We start from the raw sequence: 13,352 nt of genomic DNA, 5'->3' as shown, positions 1-13,352 counted from the left end.
TAGCCGCCTTTGGAGCTGTTCGGTTGTTGGCGGGGTACGCGACTCGGCCGTGCCTTCTGGTCCGCTGGGCACCTGGGTGGCGGGGGCCGGGGGGGTGCCGCGCGCGCGCGCGCGCGGCACCCTGGGAGCGCTGCGTCAGACGAGCTTGAGGTAGATCCGGGACGGGATCGCCTGGGCCGCGCCCTCCCGGCCGAACTCCTGGTAGACCCGCGACGTGATCTCCCTGGCCTTGGGGGAGTAGGCGGGGTAGAAGTCCTTACCGCACTCCAGGTCCTTCAGCGCCGCCTTGATCTCCTCGTCCAGGTACGGCCTGGCCTGCGCGGGCTTCAGGTTCGGCCGGAAGATGACGGTCTTGCCCTTGGGCGCCTTGGGCAGTTCGCCCTTCCACGCCTTCTTGGCGATGTCCGAAGCCTGCCGCACGATCTTCGTGTGGCTCAGACCGTCCAGCGCGGTCGGCTCGCTCTGGCTGACGCCCAGGCACGCGGCGAACTGCTTGCTCAGCTGGACGAGCTGCTTGTCCTGGTCGAGGACGCTCAACGACTTGCGCACCGCCGCTTCGAGCTGGTCGTGGTAGTCCTCCTGGGAGGTGACGGTCTTGCCCAGCACCTCCTTGACCGCCTGGGAGAAGCAGGACTCGTCGGCGGCGCGCCACTTCTTCAGCTCACCGGCCGAGAGCGACATCAGCATCTTGTTGTTGGGGTTCTCGTGCTGAACGGGGTTGGCGACCTCGTCCTTCGGATAGACGTTCGCCGACCAGACGCCGAAGCCGTACTTGGCCCGGTACGCCCGCAGCGCCTCCAGGTCACCCGCGAGCCGCTCCTGCTCCCCGGGCTGCCACGTGTACCGAGGCTCCGGGGAGGCCACGTAGTCCAGGTTCCGCTCCGTCATGCAGGCGACGCGCTTGGCCTCCAGTTGCGTCTGCTTCTCGTACGCGGCGGCGTCCCCCGACGGCGGCGAGGTGAGGCCGCCGAACGAGCCGGCGAGCAGGGTGGCCGCGACTGCCTTGGCGATGAACATGAAGGTTCTCCTTCTTCTTTGAGGGCATGCCGGAACGATCTGAGGGCATGCGAAACAGAACTCACGGCCGGAAGGGCCGGATCAGGTGGGGAAAAGTCTCAGCAGGGGATCTTCATGCGGGACGCCTTCGGCGAGACCTCGGGCAAGCTGGAGGCGAGATCGACGGTGAGCACGGCGGTGCCGGTCACCGCGTCCTTCTTCTCGGTGTACTCGCCGCCGGAGGACGGTTTCACCTGGCGGTCCCTGGTGTTCACCGTGCGCTCGCCCAGGTAGCGGTAGGTCTTCCGATCGAAGATCAGCTCGGACCGGGTGCCGTCGCCCTCGTCCATGGCGACGGCCAGGCCGGGGCGGCCGGCGGCGTCCACGGCGTCGCCGACGAGCACGATGCCATCCAGCCCAGCGGCGACCTGGTACAGCGCGGCGCCCAGGCTGGGCCTCACCACGGACTCGCGGACCAGGCTCTGGAGGGAGCGCCAGATACGCAGCGGCTCCTCGCCCGCCTCGGCCACGATCTTCGCGCGTACCTGGGCGGGATCCGTCGGCCAAGCGCCCAGCCGCGCGTAGGCCGGCTGGCCAGGACAGGCCCCTGACTCGGACACGATGTCCTCGACGCCGCGGTCCCAGTATTTGCGGGGCGCCGGTCCCGTGGCCGACAGGTTCCGGCTGCGGCTCAGCCAGGGCTTGCCCACGTCGGCGGCCTCCCAGCGCTCCTGGCTGACCAGCACCTTGGTGTAGAGCGTCCGGCCCGACCCGTCCTTGGTGTACAGGCTGTGCTGGGCCAGCGTCTTGGTGTGAACGTACTGGCCGCGAGCCGGCACCGTGTCGGGCCGAGCGGCGGCGGCCCGGGCGGCCAGGGTGAGCAGCGCCTTGGCGTCGGCCGGAGGGGCGGCGATCAGGTACCCGGGGGTACGCGGGTCGGAGCCGCCCAGGCTCACCTGGGTGACGATGATGCCGGCGGTGAGCGTCACCGCCAGCGCGCCGACCAGCGCGACGCGCCGGAGCGGCAGCGCGGTACGCCACCCGCGGCGTGGACGGTCCAACCGTGACGCCGTTGCCTCGCGGGTCACGCGGAGAAGGCGGTCACGCCCCCTGGCCGCCGCCTCCGCCGTGGGCTCGGGCTCCGCGAACAGGGCCTCGATCAGCTTCAACTCGTCCATCACCACTCCCCGATCGGGTTGACGTCGCCCAGGGCCTTGCGCAGCTTCTTGCGCGCCCTGTTGATCCGGGACCCGACGGTCCCCACCGGTATATCCAGAGCAGTGGCGATCTCCTCGTAGCCCAGCCCGCCGAACACGAGCAGGAACACCACGTCGCGATCGCCCTTCGCCAGGCCCTTCAGCCCCCGTACGAGCTCCGGCCGACTGGACTGCGCCGCGAGCCGCGCGGTCACCCGATCCTCGTGCCCGACGACGGAATCCTCAGCCGCCACCTTGCTGAGCGCGTTCAGGCGGCGGCCCTCCGCGCGGCGGTGCCGCGCCACGACGTTCGTGGCGATGCCGAATAACCACGACCGCACAGTGCCCCGCCGCGGGTCGAAGCCGCGCCTGCCGTTGAACGCGAGCAGGAAGGCGTCAGCGACCAGATCCTCGGCCTGCTCGCTGCCAAGCCGGGCGGCCAGATATCGGTAGACCTCCGTGAAGTACCGGTCGTACAGGAGGGCGAACAGCTCAGGACTGTCCAGCGACCGCCCGACCACGGTGACGTCTTCCATCACATCGCTGTCGTCAGGTGGTGCAGTCATGGCGTCCTTCCGAAGGCAACTGTCGCCCAGTGTTCGCCGCTCGGCAGGTTTTCTTCACACCAGTTTCCAGCCGGGCACGGCCCGCCTGCCGTCCGGTGAGCGCGGGCTCAGACGCAGTGTCTCGGCTTCAGGGATGCGAACCAGGCCGGGAGTATGTTGGTGATCCGCGCACGGGTTATGGATCAGGGTGCACGCCCTCGCCCCCGGCACGAGTTCCTGGCCGCCCAGGGGGGTGCACAACGACGACTTCCTCCGTGTGGAGGTCCACGCCTGCCCGATGACCGCCTGCGCCGCCCCTGCCGGCTCGCCCTGCCGTACTGGCAAGGGCAAGGTGGCCGTCCAGTACCACACCGCCCGCTTCCGGCTCGTGCCCTCGCTCGCCAAGGCGCTCAACGTCCCCACCCCGGCCATCCGAGCGCCGGGCATGGCCTGGCTCCGACTGCCCCGCCCCGCCGTGGCCGACGCCGAGCCGACCGGGCACGCGCGGATCGGCTACATCCGCGACCGCACCCTGGAAGGCCACGAGTCCGCCCGCGCCCGCGGCAAGGCCATCGGCGGCGCCGCCGTCACTGACGAGCACATGCTCTCCATGGCTCTCCACCTGCGCGCCCAGAACCTCAGCCTGCGCGACATCGCCGCCCGGCTCGTCATCACCAGCGGCGCGAAAGGGGCCGTCACCCTCGGCCGCGACCGTCCTGCGCATGCTCCGTGACCACGATCAGCAGACCGCGATCTGACCGGCCGGACCCGTCAAGGCCCGGGGGAACGGCTGAACGCGGAGCTATCGCAGGCGGATCGCCTCGGCCGCGCGGCGGCAGACCGGATAGACCGGGTTAGGCGACGCGTCCGGGAACGGGTTCGCCTGCCGGGCCAGCGCCTCCGCCGAGGTCTCCATGCCAAGCTCGAGGTCCGACTTGGCCAGCGTCGCCTCAATCGTGCCCGTGGCCAGCCCATCGGCCAGCGCCGCGCCGGCTCCAGAGTCCGCAACTGCTCGCGTTGGCGCCCAATTGCTCCAGCACGATCGCAGTCACCAGCCCACGTCTGTCACCGGCCGCCACCCGGGCTCGCCTCTGCCGTTCCTGCCGCCACCATCACCACGCGCCATGCCGCAGATCGTCCAGACCGGTTCCAGCCGTCCGCCGTACCTTCACCATCGAGACCCGGGCTGCCTTCCGCACCATGATCATTATCAGCGCTGACCATCTGTGCGATGGAACGGAATCCGGCGTTGACCACGTCCGGAAGACAGCAACGGCAGGGGTTCACTGACCGGGGAGAACTCGCTAACGCCGGATTCCGTTCCCCATCTCTCTGACCGCCGAAGCTCACCCGGTCTCAGGCTGATGCGCCGGAGGCCGGGTGTGCGGCTGTTCGGTGTGGATGACCGGTAGCAGCGCGGGGCGCTTGGCCGTGCGGCCGTCGCCGGAGGAGCGGCCGCGCAGGCGCCGGTGGATCCAGGGCGCCGCGAACCCCGTCACCCAGCGCAGCTCGGCGCCCGCCGCCCGCCACGGCGTGGGCCGGGGGAGCGCGGGCAGAGGAGCCGTCCACGAGTCGTCGCTGCCGGGCAGCCCCAGCGCGTGCGCCATCGCGGCGGCGATGCGCGCGTGGCCGAGCGGATTGGCGTGCAGCCGGTCGCTGCCCCACAGCCGCGCGTCGGTGATCGCCGTGTGCGCGAACGAGTCCACCACCAGGACGCCGTGGCGCGCGGCGGCGGCCACGATCCGGGCGTTCAGGTCGATCACCCGGGGCAGCAGCGGGCGGGCCAGCGGCACGAGCCTGCCGAAGTCCGGGAAGGTGACGGTGACGACGGTCGCGCCCGCGCCGGTGAGCGCGGCGAACATGTCCTCCAGCGCGCCCGCCACGGCGGTGGCGTCGAACCGGGGCCGGATCAGGTCGTTCATGCCCGCCATGACGGTCGCCAGGTCGGGCCGGAGCGCCAGGGCGGGGGCGAGCTGCTCGTCACGGATCTGGGCGGCCAACCGGCCGCGCACAGCCAGGTTCGCGTACAGCAGGCCGGGCTCCTCGCGGGCGAGGTCCTCGGCGAGCCGGTCGGCCCAGCCGCGCAGGCCGCCGGCGTCGTCGCCGTCGCCCAGGCCCTCGGTCTGGCTGTCACCCAGGGCGACGTAACGCGCATAACTCATCGGGGTTTCCTGTCGGTGCTCATCGCGGAGTCCTCTCGGCTCATGGCCCTGCGGGGGGTCGCCGGCGTGGTCGCGGGGGTGGGATGGCGGCCTGGACGGTGGTCGGTGGGGTGGCGGCCTGGATGGTTGCGGGGGGTGGTCGTCCGGGGGTGGTCGTGCGGGGGTGCTCTCAGGGTGCGGTGGAGGCGTGTTCGGTGGTGGAGGCGCGCTCGGTGAGGACGCGGGCGGTGGACACGCACCAGTCGCGCACCTCACGCTCCAGCCGGCAGCCCGCCAGGCACGAAAGGTACGGGCCGACGCGGTCGCCGTGGCGCAGGAACTCCTCCTCGGCCGTGTCGCCCCGCAGGTGGCGCAGCGTCTGCTCGAAGAGCTCCAGCTTGGCCGCGGCCTCCTCCGCCCGCTCGCGGAGCTGGGCGATCACGGGGGCCGGGTCGAGCCGGTCCACGGCGTGGACCTTGACGGTCAGGTCGTAGCGGATCAGCAGCGGCTTGCCGGGCGCGGCGGCGAAGGCGGCCAGCTCGCCGATCCCGGCCTCGGTGACCGTGAAGACCCTCTTGTTCGGGCGGCCCCGCTGCACGACCTCGCGCCCGCTGACCAGGCCGTCGGCCTCCAGCCTGGTCAGCTCGCCGTAGAGCTGCTGGGGGGCGGCGTACCAGAAGTTGGCGACGCCCACGTCGAAGATCTTGGCGAGCTGGTAGCCGCTGTACTCCCCGTCGAGCAGCGCCGCCAGGACGGCGTGTCGCAATGCCATCGGCTATCGCAGACGGTCATGTCGATGACTAGTCACGGCCATGACTATAGGGAAGGCGCCGCCGGCACGCCAGGTCCTTGGCGCGTTCGGAGACCGGCGACGGTCTCCTCCTCAGGAAGGAGGCGTCAATCAAAGTTGACATACTTTGGTCGTCAATTTAGGTTGACGGGTGCGGAACGCCCGCGGCTGTTCGTTGGGCGCTTCAGGATGAATCGAGATGTGTCGTGAAAGGAGGCGTAGTGATCAAGGACCTGCTCGCCTACGTGCGCCCGCACCGGAAGATCCTTGTCATCGGCGCGTTAGTCGGCCTAGTCGGCTCGGTGGCGGGGCTCGCCATGCCGTTGCTGGCCAAGTACGTGGTGGACGCCTTCGGGAGCGGCGGGTCGATCGCCGGCCCGCTCATCGGGCTGACCGTGGCCGTCGTGGTCGGCGCCGTGGTGTCGGCCGGGGGCAACTACCTCATGGAGCGCACCGGCGAGGGCATCGTGCTCGACGCCCGGCGCGGGCTCGTCGACCGGATGCTCCGCCTCCGGGTGGCCGACGTGGACCGGCTCAAGCCCGGCGACCTGCTGTCGCGGGTGACCGGCGACACGACGCTCCTGCGCTCCGTCCTGACCAACGGCATCGTGAACTCCATCGGCTCGGTCTTCATGCTCGTCGGAGCCGTGATCATGATGGCCGCCATGGACGGGGTGCTGCTGCTCGTCACGTTGCTCGTCATCGTCGTGGTCGGCGGCATGACGGGCCTGATCATGCCGAAGATCCGGCGGGCCCAGCAGGAGGCGCAGGCCGCCGTCGGCGACATGGGCGCCGTACTCGACCGGGCGCTGCAGGCGTACCGGACGGTCAAGGCGAGCGGGGCGGAGGAGCGCGAGATCGCGGTCGTCGGTGACGCCGCCGAGCGCGCCCGCGACCGAGGGCTTCAGGTGGCCGGGTGGACCTCGCTGGCCGGGGTGGCCACGTGGATGGCCGTGCAACTCGCGTTCCTCAGCGTGCTCGGGGTGGGCGGCGCCCGGGTCGCGTCCGGGACGCTGGAGATCTCCTCGCTGATCGCGTTCCTGCTGTACCTGTTCTACCTGGTGGCGCCCATCGGGCAGCTCGTCGAGGGGGCCGTCCAGCTCCAGCAGGGCCTGGCCGCGATGAAGCGCATCAAGGAGATCGAGAACCTGCCCGCCGAGCCGGTCGCCGTGCCGGCTCCCCCCGCGGCCGCCCCGGCGGCGGCGGAGCCTGTCGGGGTGCGGTTCGAGGACGTGGCGTTCCGGTACGGCGAGGACCGGCCGGCCGTCCACGACGGAGTGACCTTCGAGGTGCCGGCCGGCGGCCTGACCGCGCTCGTCGGGCCGTCGGGGGCCGGCAAGTCCACGGTGTTCGCCCTGCTCGAACGCTTCTACGACCATCAGGCCGGGACCATCCTCGTCGGCGGGCGGGACATCCGCGACTGGCCGCTCGGCGAGCTGCGCGCCGCGTTCGGCTATGTCGAGCAGGACGCGCCCGTGCTCGCCGGCACCCTGCGGGAGAACCTGCTGTTCGCCGCCCCCGGCGCCGCCGAGGACGAGCTGTGGAGCGCGATCGCCCGCACCCGCCTCGACGACCTCGTGGCCCGGCTGCCCGAGGGGCTGGAGACGCCCGTCGGCCACCGCGGCGTGCTGCTGTCCGGCGGCGAGCGGCAGCGGGTCGCGATCGCGCGGGCGCTGCTGCGCAGGCCGCGGCTGCTCCTGCTGGACGAGGCCACCTCACAGCTCGACGCGGTCAACGAGCTGCGGCTGCGCGAGGTCATCGCCGAGGTCGCCGCCGAGACGACCGTGCTCGTCATCGCGCACCGGCTCTCGACCGTGACCAACGCCGGCCGCATCATCGTCATGGAGGGCGGCGGCGTACGGGCGTCCGGCACCCACGAGGAGCTGGTCGGCCACGACGACCTCTACCGGGAGCTGGCCGCCACCCAGTTCCTGGTGAGCTGACCTGTTGCAGGTAGCGGACTCCGCTACCTGCAACGAGCCGCTGGACGCGGCTCGTTGTACCCTGCCAGAGACATATATGAATGCCTTCATTCAGGAGGTCGTATGACCCGGACCGTGCGCGCGCCGCGAGGCACCACGCTCACCGCGAAGGGGTGGCCGCAGGAGGCCGCCCTCCGGATGCTCCAGAACAACCTGGACCCGGAGGTGGCCGAGCATCCCGAGCAGCTGGTCGTCTACGGCGGCTCCGGCCGGGCGGCGCGTGACTGGCCCTCGTTCGACGCGCTGGTCAGGACGCTGACGACGCTGGAGGGCGACGAGACGCTGCTCGTCCAGTCCGGCCGGCCGGTCGGGGTGTTCCGCACGCACGAGTGGGCGCCGCGGGTCCTCATCGCCAACTCCAATCTGGTGCCCGACTGGGCGAACTGGGAGGAGTTCCGGCGGCTGGAGGCGGCCGGGCTCACCATGTACGGGCAGATGACCGCGGGCTCCTGGATCTACATCGGCACCCAGGGCATCCTGCAGGGCACGTACGAGACGTTCGCCGCGGTCGCGGAGAAGAGGTTCGGCGGGACGCTGGCCGGGACGGTCACGCTCACGGCGGGCCTCGGCGGCATGGGCGGCGCCCAGCCGCTCGCCGTCACCCTCAACGGCGGCGTCGCCATCTGCCTCGACTGCGACCCGCGCTCGGTGTCGCGCCGCATCGAGCACCGCTACCTCGACGTGCGGGCGTCGTCGCTGGACGAGGCGCTGCGCCTGGCCTACGAGGCGCGCGACGCCCGCCGGCCGCTGTCCATCGGGGTCGTCGCCAACGCCGCCGAGGCCGTCCCCGAGCTGCTGGCCCGCGGCGCCGAGATCGACATCGTCACCGACCAGACCTCGGCGCACGACCCGCTCATGTACCTGCCGCTCGGCGTGGCCTTCGACGACATGGCCGCCGAGCGCGACAAGGACCCGGCCGCCTTCACCCGGCGCGCCCGCGAGTCGATGGCCCGGCACGTCGAGGCGATGGTCGGCTTCAAGGACGCCGGGGCCGAGGTGTTCGACTACGGCAACTCCATCCGGGGCGAGGCGCGGCTGGCCGGCTACGCGCGGGCCTTCGACTTCCCGGGCTTCGTGCCGGCCTACATCCGGCCGCTGTTCTGCGAGGGCAGGGGGCCGTTCCGGTGGGCGGCGCTGAGCGGCGACCCGGCCGACATCGCCGCCACCGACCGCGCCATCCTCGACCTGTTCCCCGACAACGAGCCGCTGGCCCGCTGGATCCGCGCCGCCGGGGAGAAGGTCGCCTTCCAGGGGCTGCCGGCACGCATCTGCTGGCTCGGCTACGGCGAGCGGCACCTGGCGGGCGAGCGGTTCAACGACATGGTGGCCTCCGGGGAGCTCCAGGCGCCGGTCGTCATCGGCCGCGACCACCTCGACAGCGGGTCGGTCGCCTCGCCGTACCGGGAGACGGAGGCGATGGCGGACGGCTCGGACGCCATCGCCGACTGGCCGCTGCTGAACGCCATGCTGAACACCGCCTCCGGCGCGGCCTGGGTGTCGATCCACCACGGCGGCGGGGTCGGCATCGGGCGCTCGATCCACGCGGGCCAGGTCACGGTCGCGGACGGCACGGCCCTGGCGGGGGAGAAGCTCAACCGCGTGCTGACCAACGACCCCGGGACGGGCGTGATGCGGCACGTGGACGCGGGATACGAGGAGGCGGCCGAGGTGGCGCAGGCCCGGGGGGTGCGCGTCCCGATGCGGGAGTCGTGAAGGCGTCCCGGCGCGTGGCGGGCGGACGGCTCTGCGCCCGCGCCGGGCACCGCCGATCCGGTGACCTGGGATGAAGATGTGGCACCCGTGGTGTTAGAGGTGGCGTGGTGGGTGGATATCACGGGGCGATGGAGCTGCTGCTGGGCGGCCGGAGACTGTCGCCCGTGCAGCGCAGGATCGCCCACTACCTGTCCGAGCATCTCGACGAGGCCATCTTCCTGTCCAGTGTGGAGCTGGCCGAGCGGGCCGGGGTCAGCCAGCCGTCCGTGACCCGGTTCGCCATGGTGCTGGGGTTCGCCGGATACCCGGAGCTGCGGCAGGCGCTGCGGCCGATGGTGATGGGCGGCGCCGCCGAGGCGCCGCAGGGCAGCCTGCTGCGCGGCGCCGTCGACAACGAGATCCGCAACCTCACCCTGCTGCGCGAGCGGCTGTCGTCGATGCCGTTGAAGGAGGCGGGGGAGGCGCTGGCCGCGACCGAGCCGCTGGTCGTCCTCGGGCTGCGCGTCTCCTCGGGGCTCGCCACCACGTTCGCCTACTACGCGCGCCGCATCCATCCCGACGTGCGGCTGCTGACCCACGGCGGTTCGGAGCTGGCCGACGGGCTGCACGCCGCCCGCCGCGCCGGGGCCGAGTGGGTGGTGGCGGTGCTGCTGCCCCGCTACCCCGTGGAGGCGGTCCAGGCGCTGGAGTACGCGGACAAGCTGGGCCTGCGGACGGCGGTCATCACCGACAAGCCGGGCGTCCCCGCCGAGATCGTGCTGGACGCCCCCGTGGGGGACCGGCTGGTGTTCGACTCCCACGCGGCGCCGCTGGCCCTGGCCATGGCCCTGGTGGAGGCCATGGCCGACGCGGCGCCGCTGCGCACCCAGGCGCGGCTGGAGGAGTACGAGCGGATGACCGACGAGACCGGGACGTTCGTCCAGGGCGACCTGCCGTAGGGATCCCGGTCAGCCGGCGATCGCCCGCAGGGAGCGTACGGACCAGGTGATGGTGAGCGCCGACAGCGCGAGCATGATGCCGAACGCGAGCGGGACCGACGGGTCGGTGAGGTGGCCGGCGAACAGCGCCCGCCCCGCCACCACCGGGTGGTACATCGGGTTGAACAGGGCCACCGTCCGCATCCACTCCGGGGCGAGCGTCATCGGCAGCAGCGCCCCCGACAGCAGCATGACGGGCAGAGCGAAGAACTGCATGGTCTGGGCCATGCCGTTCTCGTCGCGCAGCGACAGCGCCAGGCCGTAGCCGATGCCGGAGGCGAACAGCCCGGTCAGGGCGATGAGCACCACCATGACGGCCAGGCCGGGCAGGTCGGCCCGCATGCCCATGGCGAGGGCGATGAGGATGACCGCGACGCACTGCGCCACCAGCACCACCCCGTCGCGCAGGGTGCGGCCGAGCACGATCGACGGGCGCCAGGCGGGGCTGACCGCGATGCGCTCCAGCACGCCGCTGCGCAGCTCGTAGATCATGCCGTAGCCGACGCCGATCGCGCCGAACAGCGCGGTGATCACCAGCATGCCCGGCGTGAAGGAGGTCAGCGCGGCGGCCGTCGACCGCCGGGCGGAGCCGGCCACCAGGGGACCGAACAGCAGCAGGTACACGACCGGCTGGACGATGCCGAACAGCGGCCAGATCGGGTTGCGGAAGGTGTTCCGCAGCTCGTAACCCAGGAAGAGCAGGGTGTGGCGGATCACGCGGCGGCTCCCGTGTCCCGGAGTGAGCGGCCGGTTTTGGCCAGGAAGACGTCGTCCAGGGTGGACCGGTCGAGCGCGATCGAGGCCAGGCCGAGGCCGTGCTCCTCCAGGTCGCGCAGCATGGCGGGCAGGGCGTGCTCGCCGTCGTCCACGTACACGCGCAGGATGTCGTCGTCCACGCGGGTCTCGCGGGCGTACGGCTTGAGCGCCTCGGCGGCCCGCCCCGGGTCGCTCACCCGCAACGTCACCACGTCGCCCGACACCTCGCGCTTCAGCTCGGCGGGGGTGCCGTGGGCGACGATCAGGCCGTGGTCGACGATGGCGAGCCGGTCGCAGAGCGCGTCGGCCTCGTCCAGGTAGTGGGTGCTGAGCAGGACGCTCGTGCCGCGCTCGCGCAACTGGCGGATGCGGTCCCAGAGGTTGGCCCGGTTCTGCGGGTCGAGGCCGGTGGTGGGCTCGTCGAGGAAGAGCAGCGGCGGGCTGTGGACGAGGCCGAGCGCGATGGCCACCCGCCGCTTCTGGCCGCCCGACAGGGTGCGGGCGGGCCGGTCGGCCACCTCGGCGAGGTCGAACCGGTCCAGCACGCCGGCCGTCGCCTCGGCGGCGCGGGCGACCCCGTGGATGCGCGCGGCCATCGTGATCTGGGCGCGCGGTGTCGCGGTCTCCTCGACGCCGCCGGCCTGGCTGACGTAGCCGAGCCGGCCGCGCACCCGGCCGGGCTCCTTGAGCAGGTCGAACCCGGCGACCGTGGCGGTGCCGGCGTCGGGGCTGATCAGCGTGGCGAGCATCCTGATCGTGGTGGTCTTGCCGGCGCCGTTGGGGCCGAGGACGCCGAAGATCTCGCCGGTCTCGACGGCGAGGTCGACGCCGCGGACGGCCTCGACGGTCCGGCTGGCGCCTCGGCGGCCCCGGGTGGTGAAGGTCTTGCGTAAGCCGTGCGCGTCAATGATCATCTGATGTTTCCTCAAGGTAGTTCGTCGGCCTCCACCTGCGGGATCGCCTTCTCGGCCCAGGCGAGCTGGGCGGCGTACATGGCGGAGGTGAGGCGGAGGTTCTCGTCCACGTGCTGGGGCGCGCCGTAGCGCTGCTTGGCGCCGAAGATGTGCTCGATCATGGTGATGTTCGCCCGGAGCTGCTGGATCCTGCTGTGCAGGCCGTCGAGCAGCTCCTCCTTGCTGAGCCGGTCCATGAACGACAGCGCCACCTGGAACGGGTCGATGATCGGCTTGACCTCGTGCCAGGAGACGAGCAGTTGCCGGTGGAACTCCGTCCGGCCGGCCTCGGTGATCCGGTAGACGGCCTTGGCGCCCTTGGAACGGCCGCCGGTGCTCTCCGGCTCCGTCACGATCTCCAGCAGCCCTTCCTCCGCCATCTTGGCCAGGCCGTGGTAGATCGAGCCGAATGCCACGTTGGCCCAGGACTCTGCGCCCATCACCTCCAGCCGCCTGCGGACCTGGTAACCGTTCATCGGCTCGTCGAGCAACGTGCCGAGGATGAGAATGCGGGTCGACGTCGACATGCTCAAGTTTGTGTTCAAATTTGAGCATCTGTCAAGGTCGTAAACTGCTCCGCATGACCGAACGACCAACGGCGCTGGTCACCGGCGCCTCCCGGGGCGTGGGCGAGGCCGTCGCCCGGGCGCTCGCGCCCACGCACCACGTCCTGCTCGGCGGCCGCGACACCGAGGCACTCGGCAGACTGGCCGGCGAGCTGCCCGACGCGCGGCCCTGGCCCGTCGAGCTCACCGCGGTCGGCCCCGCCGACGTCGAGGGCGTGCAGCGGCTCGACCTGCTCGTCCACAGCGCCGGCATCGCCCTGCTCGGCCACGTCGCCGAGCTGCCCGCCGACGCCTGGCGCCGGACGATGGAGCTCAACGTCGTCGCGGTGGCCGAGCTGACCCGGCTGCTGCTGCCGGCGCTGCGGGCCGCCCGCGGCCACGTCGTCTGCGTCAACTCGGGCGCGGGGCAGCGCGCGAACCCCAACTGGGGCGCGTACGCGGCCAGCAAGTTCGCCCTGCGGGCCTTCGCCGACGCGCTGCGCCTGGAGGAGCCGGAGCTGCGGGTGACGACCGTCTACCCGGGCCGCGTCGACACCGACATGCAGCGCAGCGTGCGCGAGCAGGAGGGCGGCGCGTACGAGACGGACCGCTACCTGCGGGCCGGCACCGTCGCGCGGGCCGTGCTGGCCGCCGTCAACGCCGGTCCCGACGCCCACCTGACCGAGATCACGCTGCGCCCGAGCGCCGGGCCCGTCACCTGATCCCCCTCCCGATCCGCTGAATGGCTTCATTCACTA

Annotated in this window: 13 protein-coding genes; 5 read left to right on the top strand and 8 right to left on the bottom strand. The window is 71.9% G+C overall.

What is annotated here, in order from left to right:
* Window positions 1-135: 135 nt before the first annotated feature.
* The 3 genes from ACIBG4_RS41570 to ACIBG4_RS41560 form a co-directional block, all read right to left on the bottom strand.
* Window positions 136-1,017, bottom strand: a complete 882-nt coding sequence (locus ACIBG4_RS41570; protein WP_397208084.1) for a hypothetical protein — start codon at window positions 1,015-1,017, stop codon at window positions 136-138.
* Window positions 1,018-1,115: 98 nt separating this feature from the next.
* Window positions 1,116-2,174 carry a CU044_5270 family protein gene (locus tag ACIBG4_RS41565; RefSeq protein WP_397208082.1) on the bottom strand — a complete coding sequence of 353 codons (1,059 nt, stop codon included), beginning with the start codon at window positions 2,172-2,174 and terminating at the stop codon, window positions 1,116-1,118.
* Window positions 2,174-2,758, bottom strand: coding sequence for an RNA polymerase sigma factor (locus tag ACIBG4_RS41560; RefSeq protein WP_355453745.1), 585 nt, complete (start codon window positions 2,756-2,758; stop codon window positions 2,174-2,176). Before ACIBG4_RS41560 ends, ACIBG4_RS41565 begins: the two co-directional genes overlap by 1 nt.
* Window positions 2,759-2,945: 187 nt before the next feature.
* Here ACIBG4_RS41560 and ACIBG4_RS41555 point away from each other — a divergent pair, with 187 nt between their 5' ends.
* Window positions 2,946-3,470: a hypothetical protein gene (locus ACIBG4_RS41555; protein ID WP_397208080.1), complete on the top strand. Its 525-nt coding sequence runs from the start codon at window positions 2,946-2,948 to the stop codon at window positions 3,468-3,470.
* Between the two features lie 613 nt (window positions 3,471-4,083).
* Here ACIBG4_RS41555 and ACIBG4_RS41550 read toward each other — a convergent pair.
* On the bottom strand, window positions 4,084-4,899 hold the full coding sequence (locus ACIBG4_RS41550) for an SGNH/GDSL hydrolase family protein (RefSeq protein WP_397208078.1): 816 nt from the start codon (window positions 4,897-4,899) through the stop codon (window positions 4,084-4,086).
* 169 nt (window positions 4,900-5,068) lie between these two features.
* Window positions 5,069-5,650, bottom strand: coding sequence for a PadR family transcriptional regulator (locus ACIBG4_RS41545; protein ID WP_397208076.1), 582 nt, complete (start codon window positions 5,648-5,650; stop codon window positions 5,069-5,071).
* A 239-nt stretch (window positions 5,651-5,889) separates the two neighbouring features.
* Here ACIBG4_RS41545 and ACIBG4_RS41540 point away from each other — a divergent pair, with 239 nt between their 5' ends.
* From ACIBG4_RS41540 to ACIBG4_RS41530, 3 genes are all read left to right on the top strand, one after another.
* Window positions 5,890-7,611 (top strand): ABC transporter ATP-binding protein, encoded by a 1,722-nt coding sequence (locus ACIBG4_RS41540; RefSeq protein ID WP_397208074.1) that lies wholly within the window; start codon window positions 5,890-5,892, stop codon window positions 7,609-7,611.
* 102 nt (window positions 7,612-7,713) lie between these two features.
* Window positions 7,714-9,363, top strand: coding sequence for a urocanate hydratase (gene hutU, locus ACIBG4_RS41535; RefSeq protein ID WP_397208072.1), 1,650 nt, complete (start codon window positions 7,714-7,716; stop codon window positions 9,361-9,363).
* A gap of 107 nt (window positions 9,364-9,470) precedes the next feature.
* Window positions 9,471-10,301: a MurR/RpiR family transcriptional regulator gene (locus ACIBG4_RS41530; RefSeq protein ID WP_310710667.1), complete on the top strand. Its 831-nt coding sequence runs from the start codon at window positions 9,471-9,473 to the stop codon at window positions 10,299-10,301.
* Between the two features lie 9 nt (window positions 10,302-10,310).
* Here ACIBG4_RS41530 and ACIBG4_RS41525 read toward each other — a convergent pair whose 3' ends face one another.
* Genes ACIBG4_RS41525 through ACIBG4_RS41515 form a run of 3 tightly spaced genes read right to left on the bottom strand, consistent with a single transcriptional unit; the run spans window position 10,311 to window position 12,576 of the window.
* Complete coding sequence (locus tag ACIBG4_RS41525) at window positions 10,311-11,057, bottom strand: ABC transporter permease (RefSeq protein WP_397208069.1); 747 nt, start codon at window positions 11,055-11,057, stop codon at window positions 10,311-10,313.
* Complete coding sequence (locus tag ACIBG4_RS41520) at window positions 11,054-12,010, bottom strand: ATP-binding cassette domain-containing protein (RefSeq protein ID WP_397208067.1); 957 nt, start codon at window positions 12,008-12,010, stop codon at window positions 11,054-11,056. The genes ACIBG4_RS41525 and ACIBG4_RS41520 overlap by 4 nt, the downstream gene beginning before the upstream one ends.
* Window positions 12,011-12,021: 11 nt before the next feature.
* Window positions 12,022-12,576, bottom strand: a complete 555-nt coding sequence (locus ACIBG4_RS41515) for a PadR family transcriptional regulator (protein WP_397208065.1) — start codon at window positions 12,574-12,576, stop codon at window positions 12,022-12,024.
* A gap of 53 nt (window positions 12,577-12,629) precedes the next feature.
* On the opposite strand from ACIBG4_RS41515, the gene ACIBG4_RS41510 reads away from it, so the two are divergent.
* Entirely contained in the window at window positions 12,630-13,316 is a 687-nt protein-coding gene (locus ACIBG4_RS41510) for an SDR family oxidoreductase (protein WP_310710671.1), read from the top strand.
* Window positions 13,317-13,352 lie beyond the last annotated feature (36 nt).

It is taken from the genome of Nonomuraea sp. NPDC050383, from assembly GCF_044459125.1.
Taxonomy (GTDB): Bacteria; Actinomycetota; Actinomycetes; order Streptosporangiales; family Streptosporangiaceae; genus Nonomuraea.
This window is presented reverse-complemented; position numbering and strand designations above follow the sequence as displayed.

Bases quoted from the DNA above. Each gene is read 5' to 3' on its own strand.
- ACIBG4_RS41565 (WP_397208082.1), bottom strand. From the start codon at position 2,174: ATGGACGAGTTGAAGCTGATCGAGGCCCTGTTCGCGGAGCCCGAGCCC.
- ACIBG4_RS41510 (WP_310710671.1), top strand. From the start codon at position 12,630: ATGACCGAACGACCAACGGCGCTGGTCACCGGCGCCTCCCGGGGCGTG.
- ACIBG4_RS41545 (WP_397208076.1), bottom strand. From the start codon at position 5,650: ATGGCATTGCGACACGCCGTCCTGGCGGCGCTGCTCGACGGGGAGTAC.
- ACIBG4_RS41570 (WP_397208084.1), bottom strand. From the start codon at position 1,017: ATGTTCATCGCCAAGGCAGTCGCGGCCACCCTGCTCGCCGGCTCGTTC.
- ACIBG4_RS41515 (WP_397208065.1), bottom strand. From the start codon at position 12,576: ATGTCGACGTCGACCCGCATTCTCATCCTCGGCACGTTGCTCGACGAG.
- hutU (WP_397208072.1), top strand. From the start codon at position 7,714: ATGACCCGGACCGTGCGCGCGCCGCGAGGCACCACGCTCACCGCGAAG.
- ACIBG4_RS41560 (WP_355453745.1), bottom strand. From the start codon at position 2,758: ATGACTGCACCACCTGACGACAGCGATGTGATGGAAGACGTCACCGTG.
- ACIBG4_RS41550 (WP_397208078.1), bottom strand. From the start codon at position 4,899: ATGAGTTATGCGCGTTACGTCGCCCTGGGTGACAGCCAGACCGAGGGC.
- ACIBG4_RS41520 (WP_397208067.1), bottom strand. From the start codon at position 12,010: ATGATCATTGACGCGCACGGCTTACGCAAGACCTTCACCACCCGGGGC.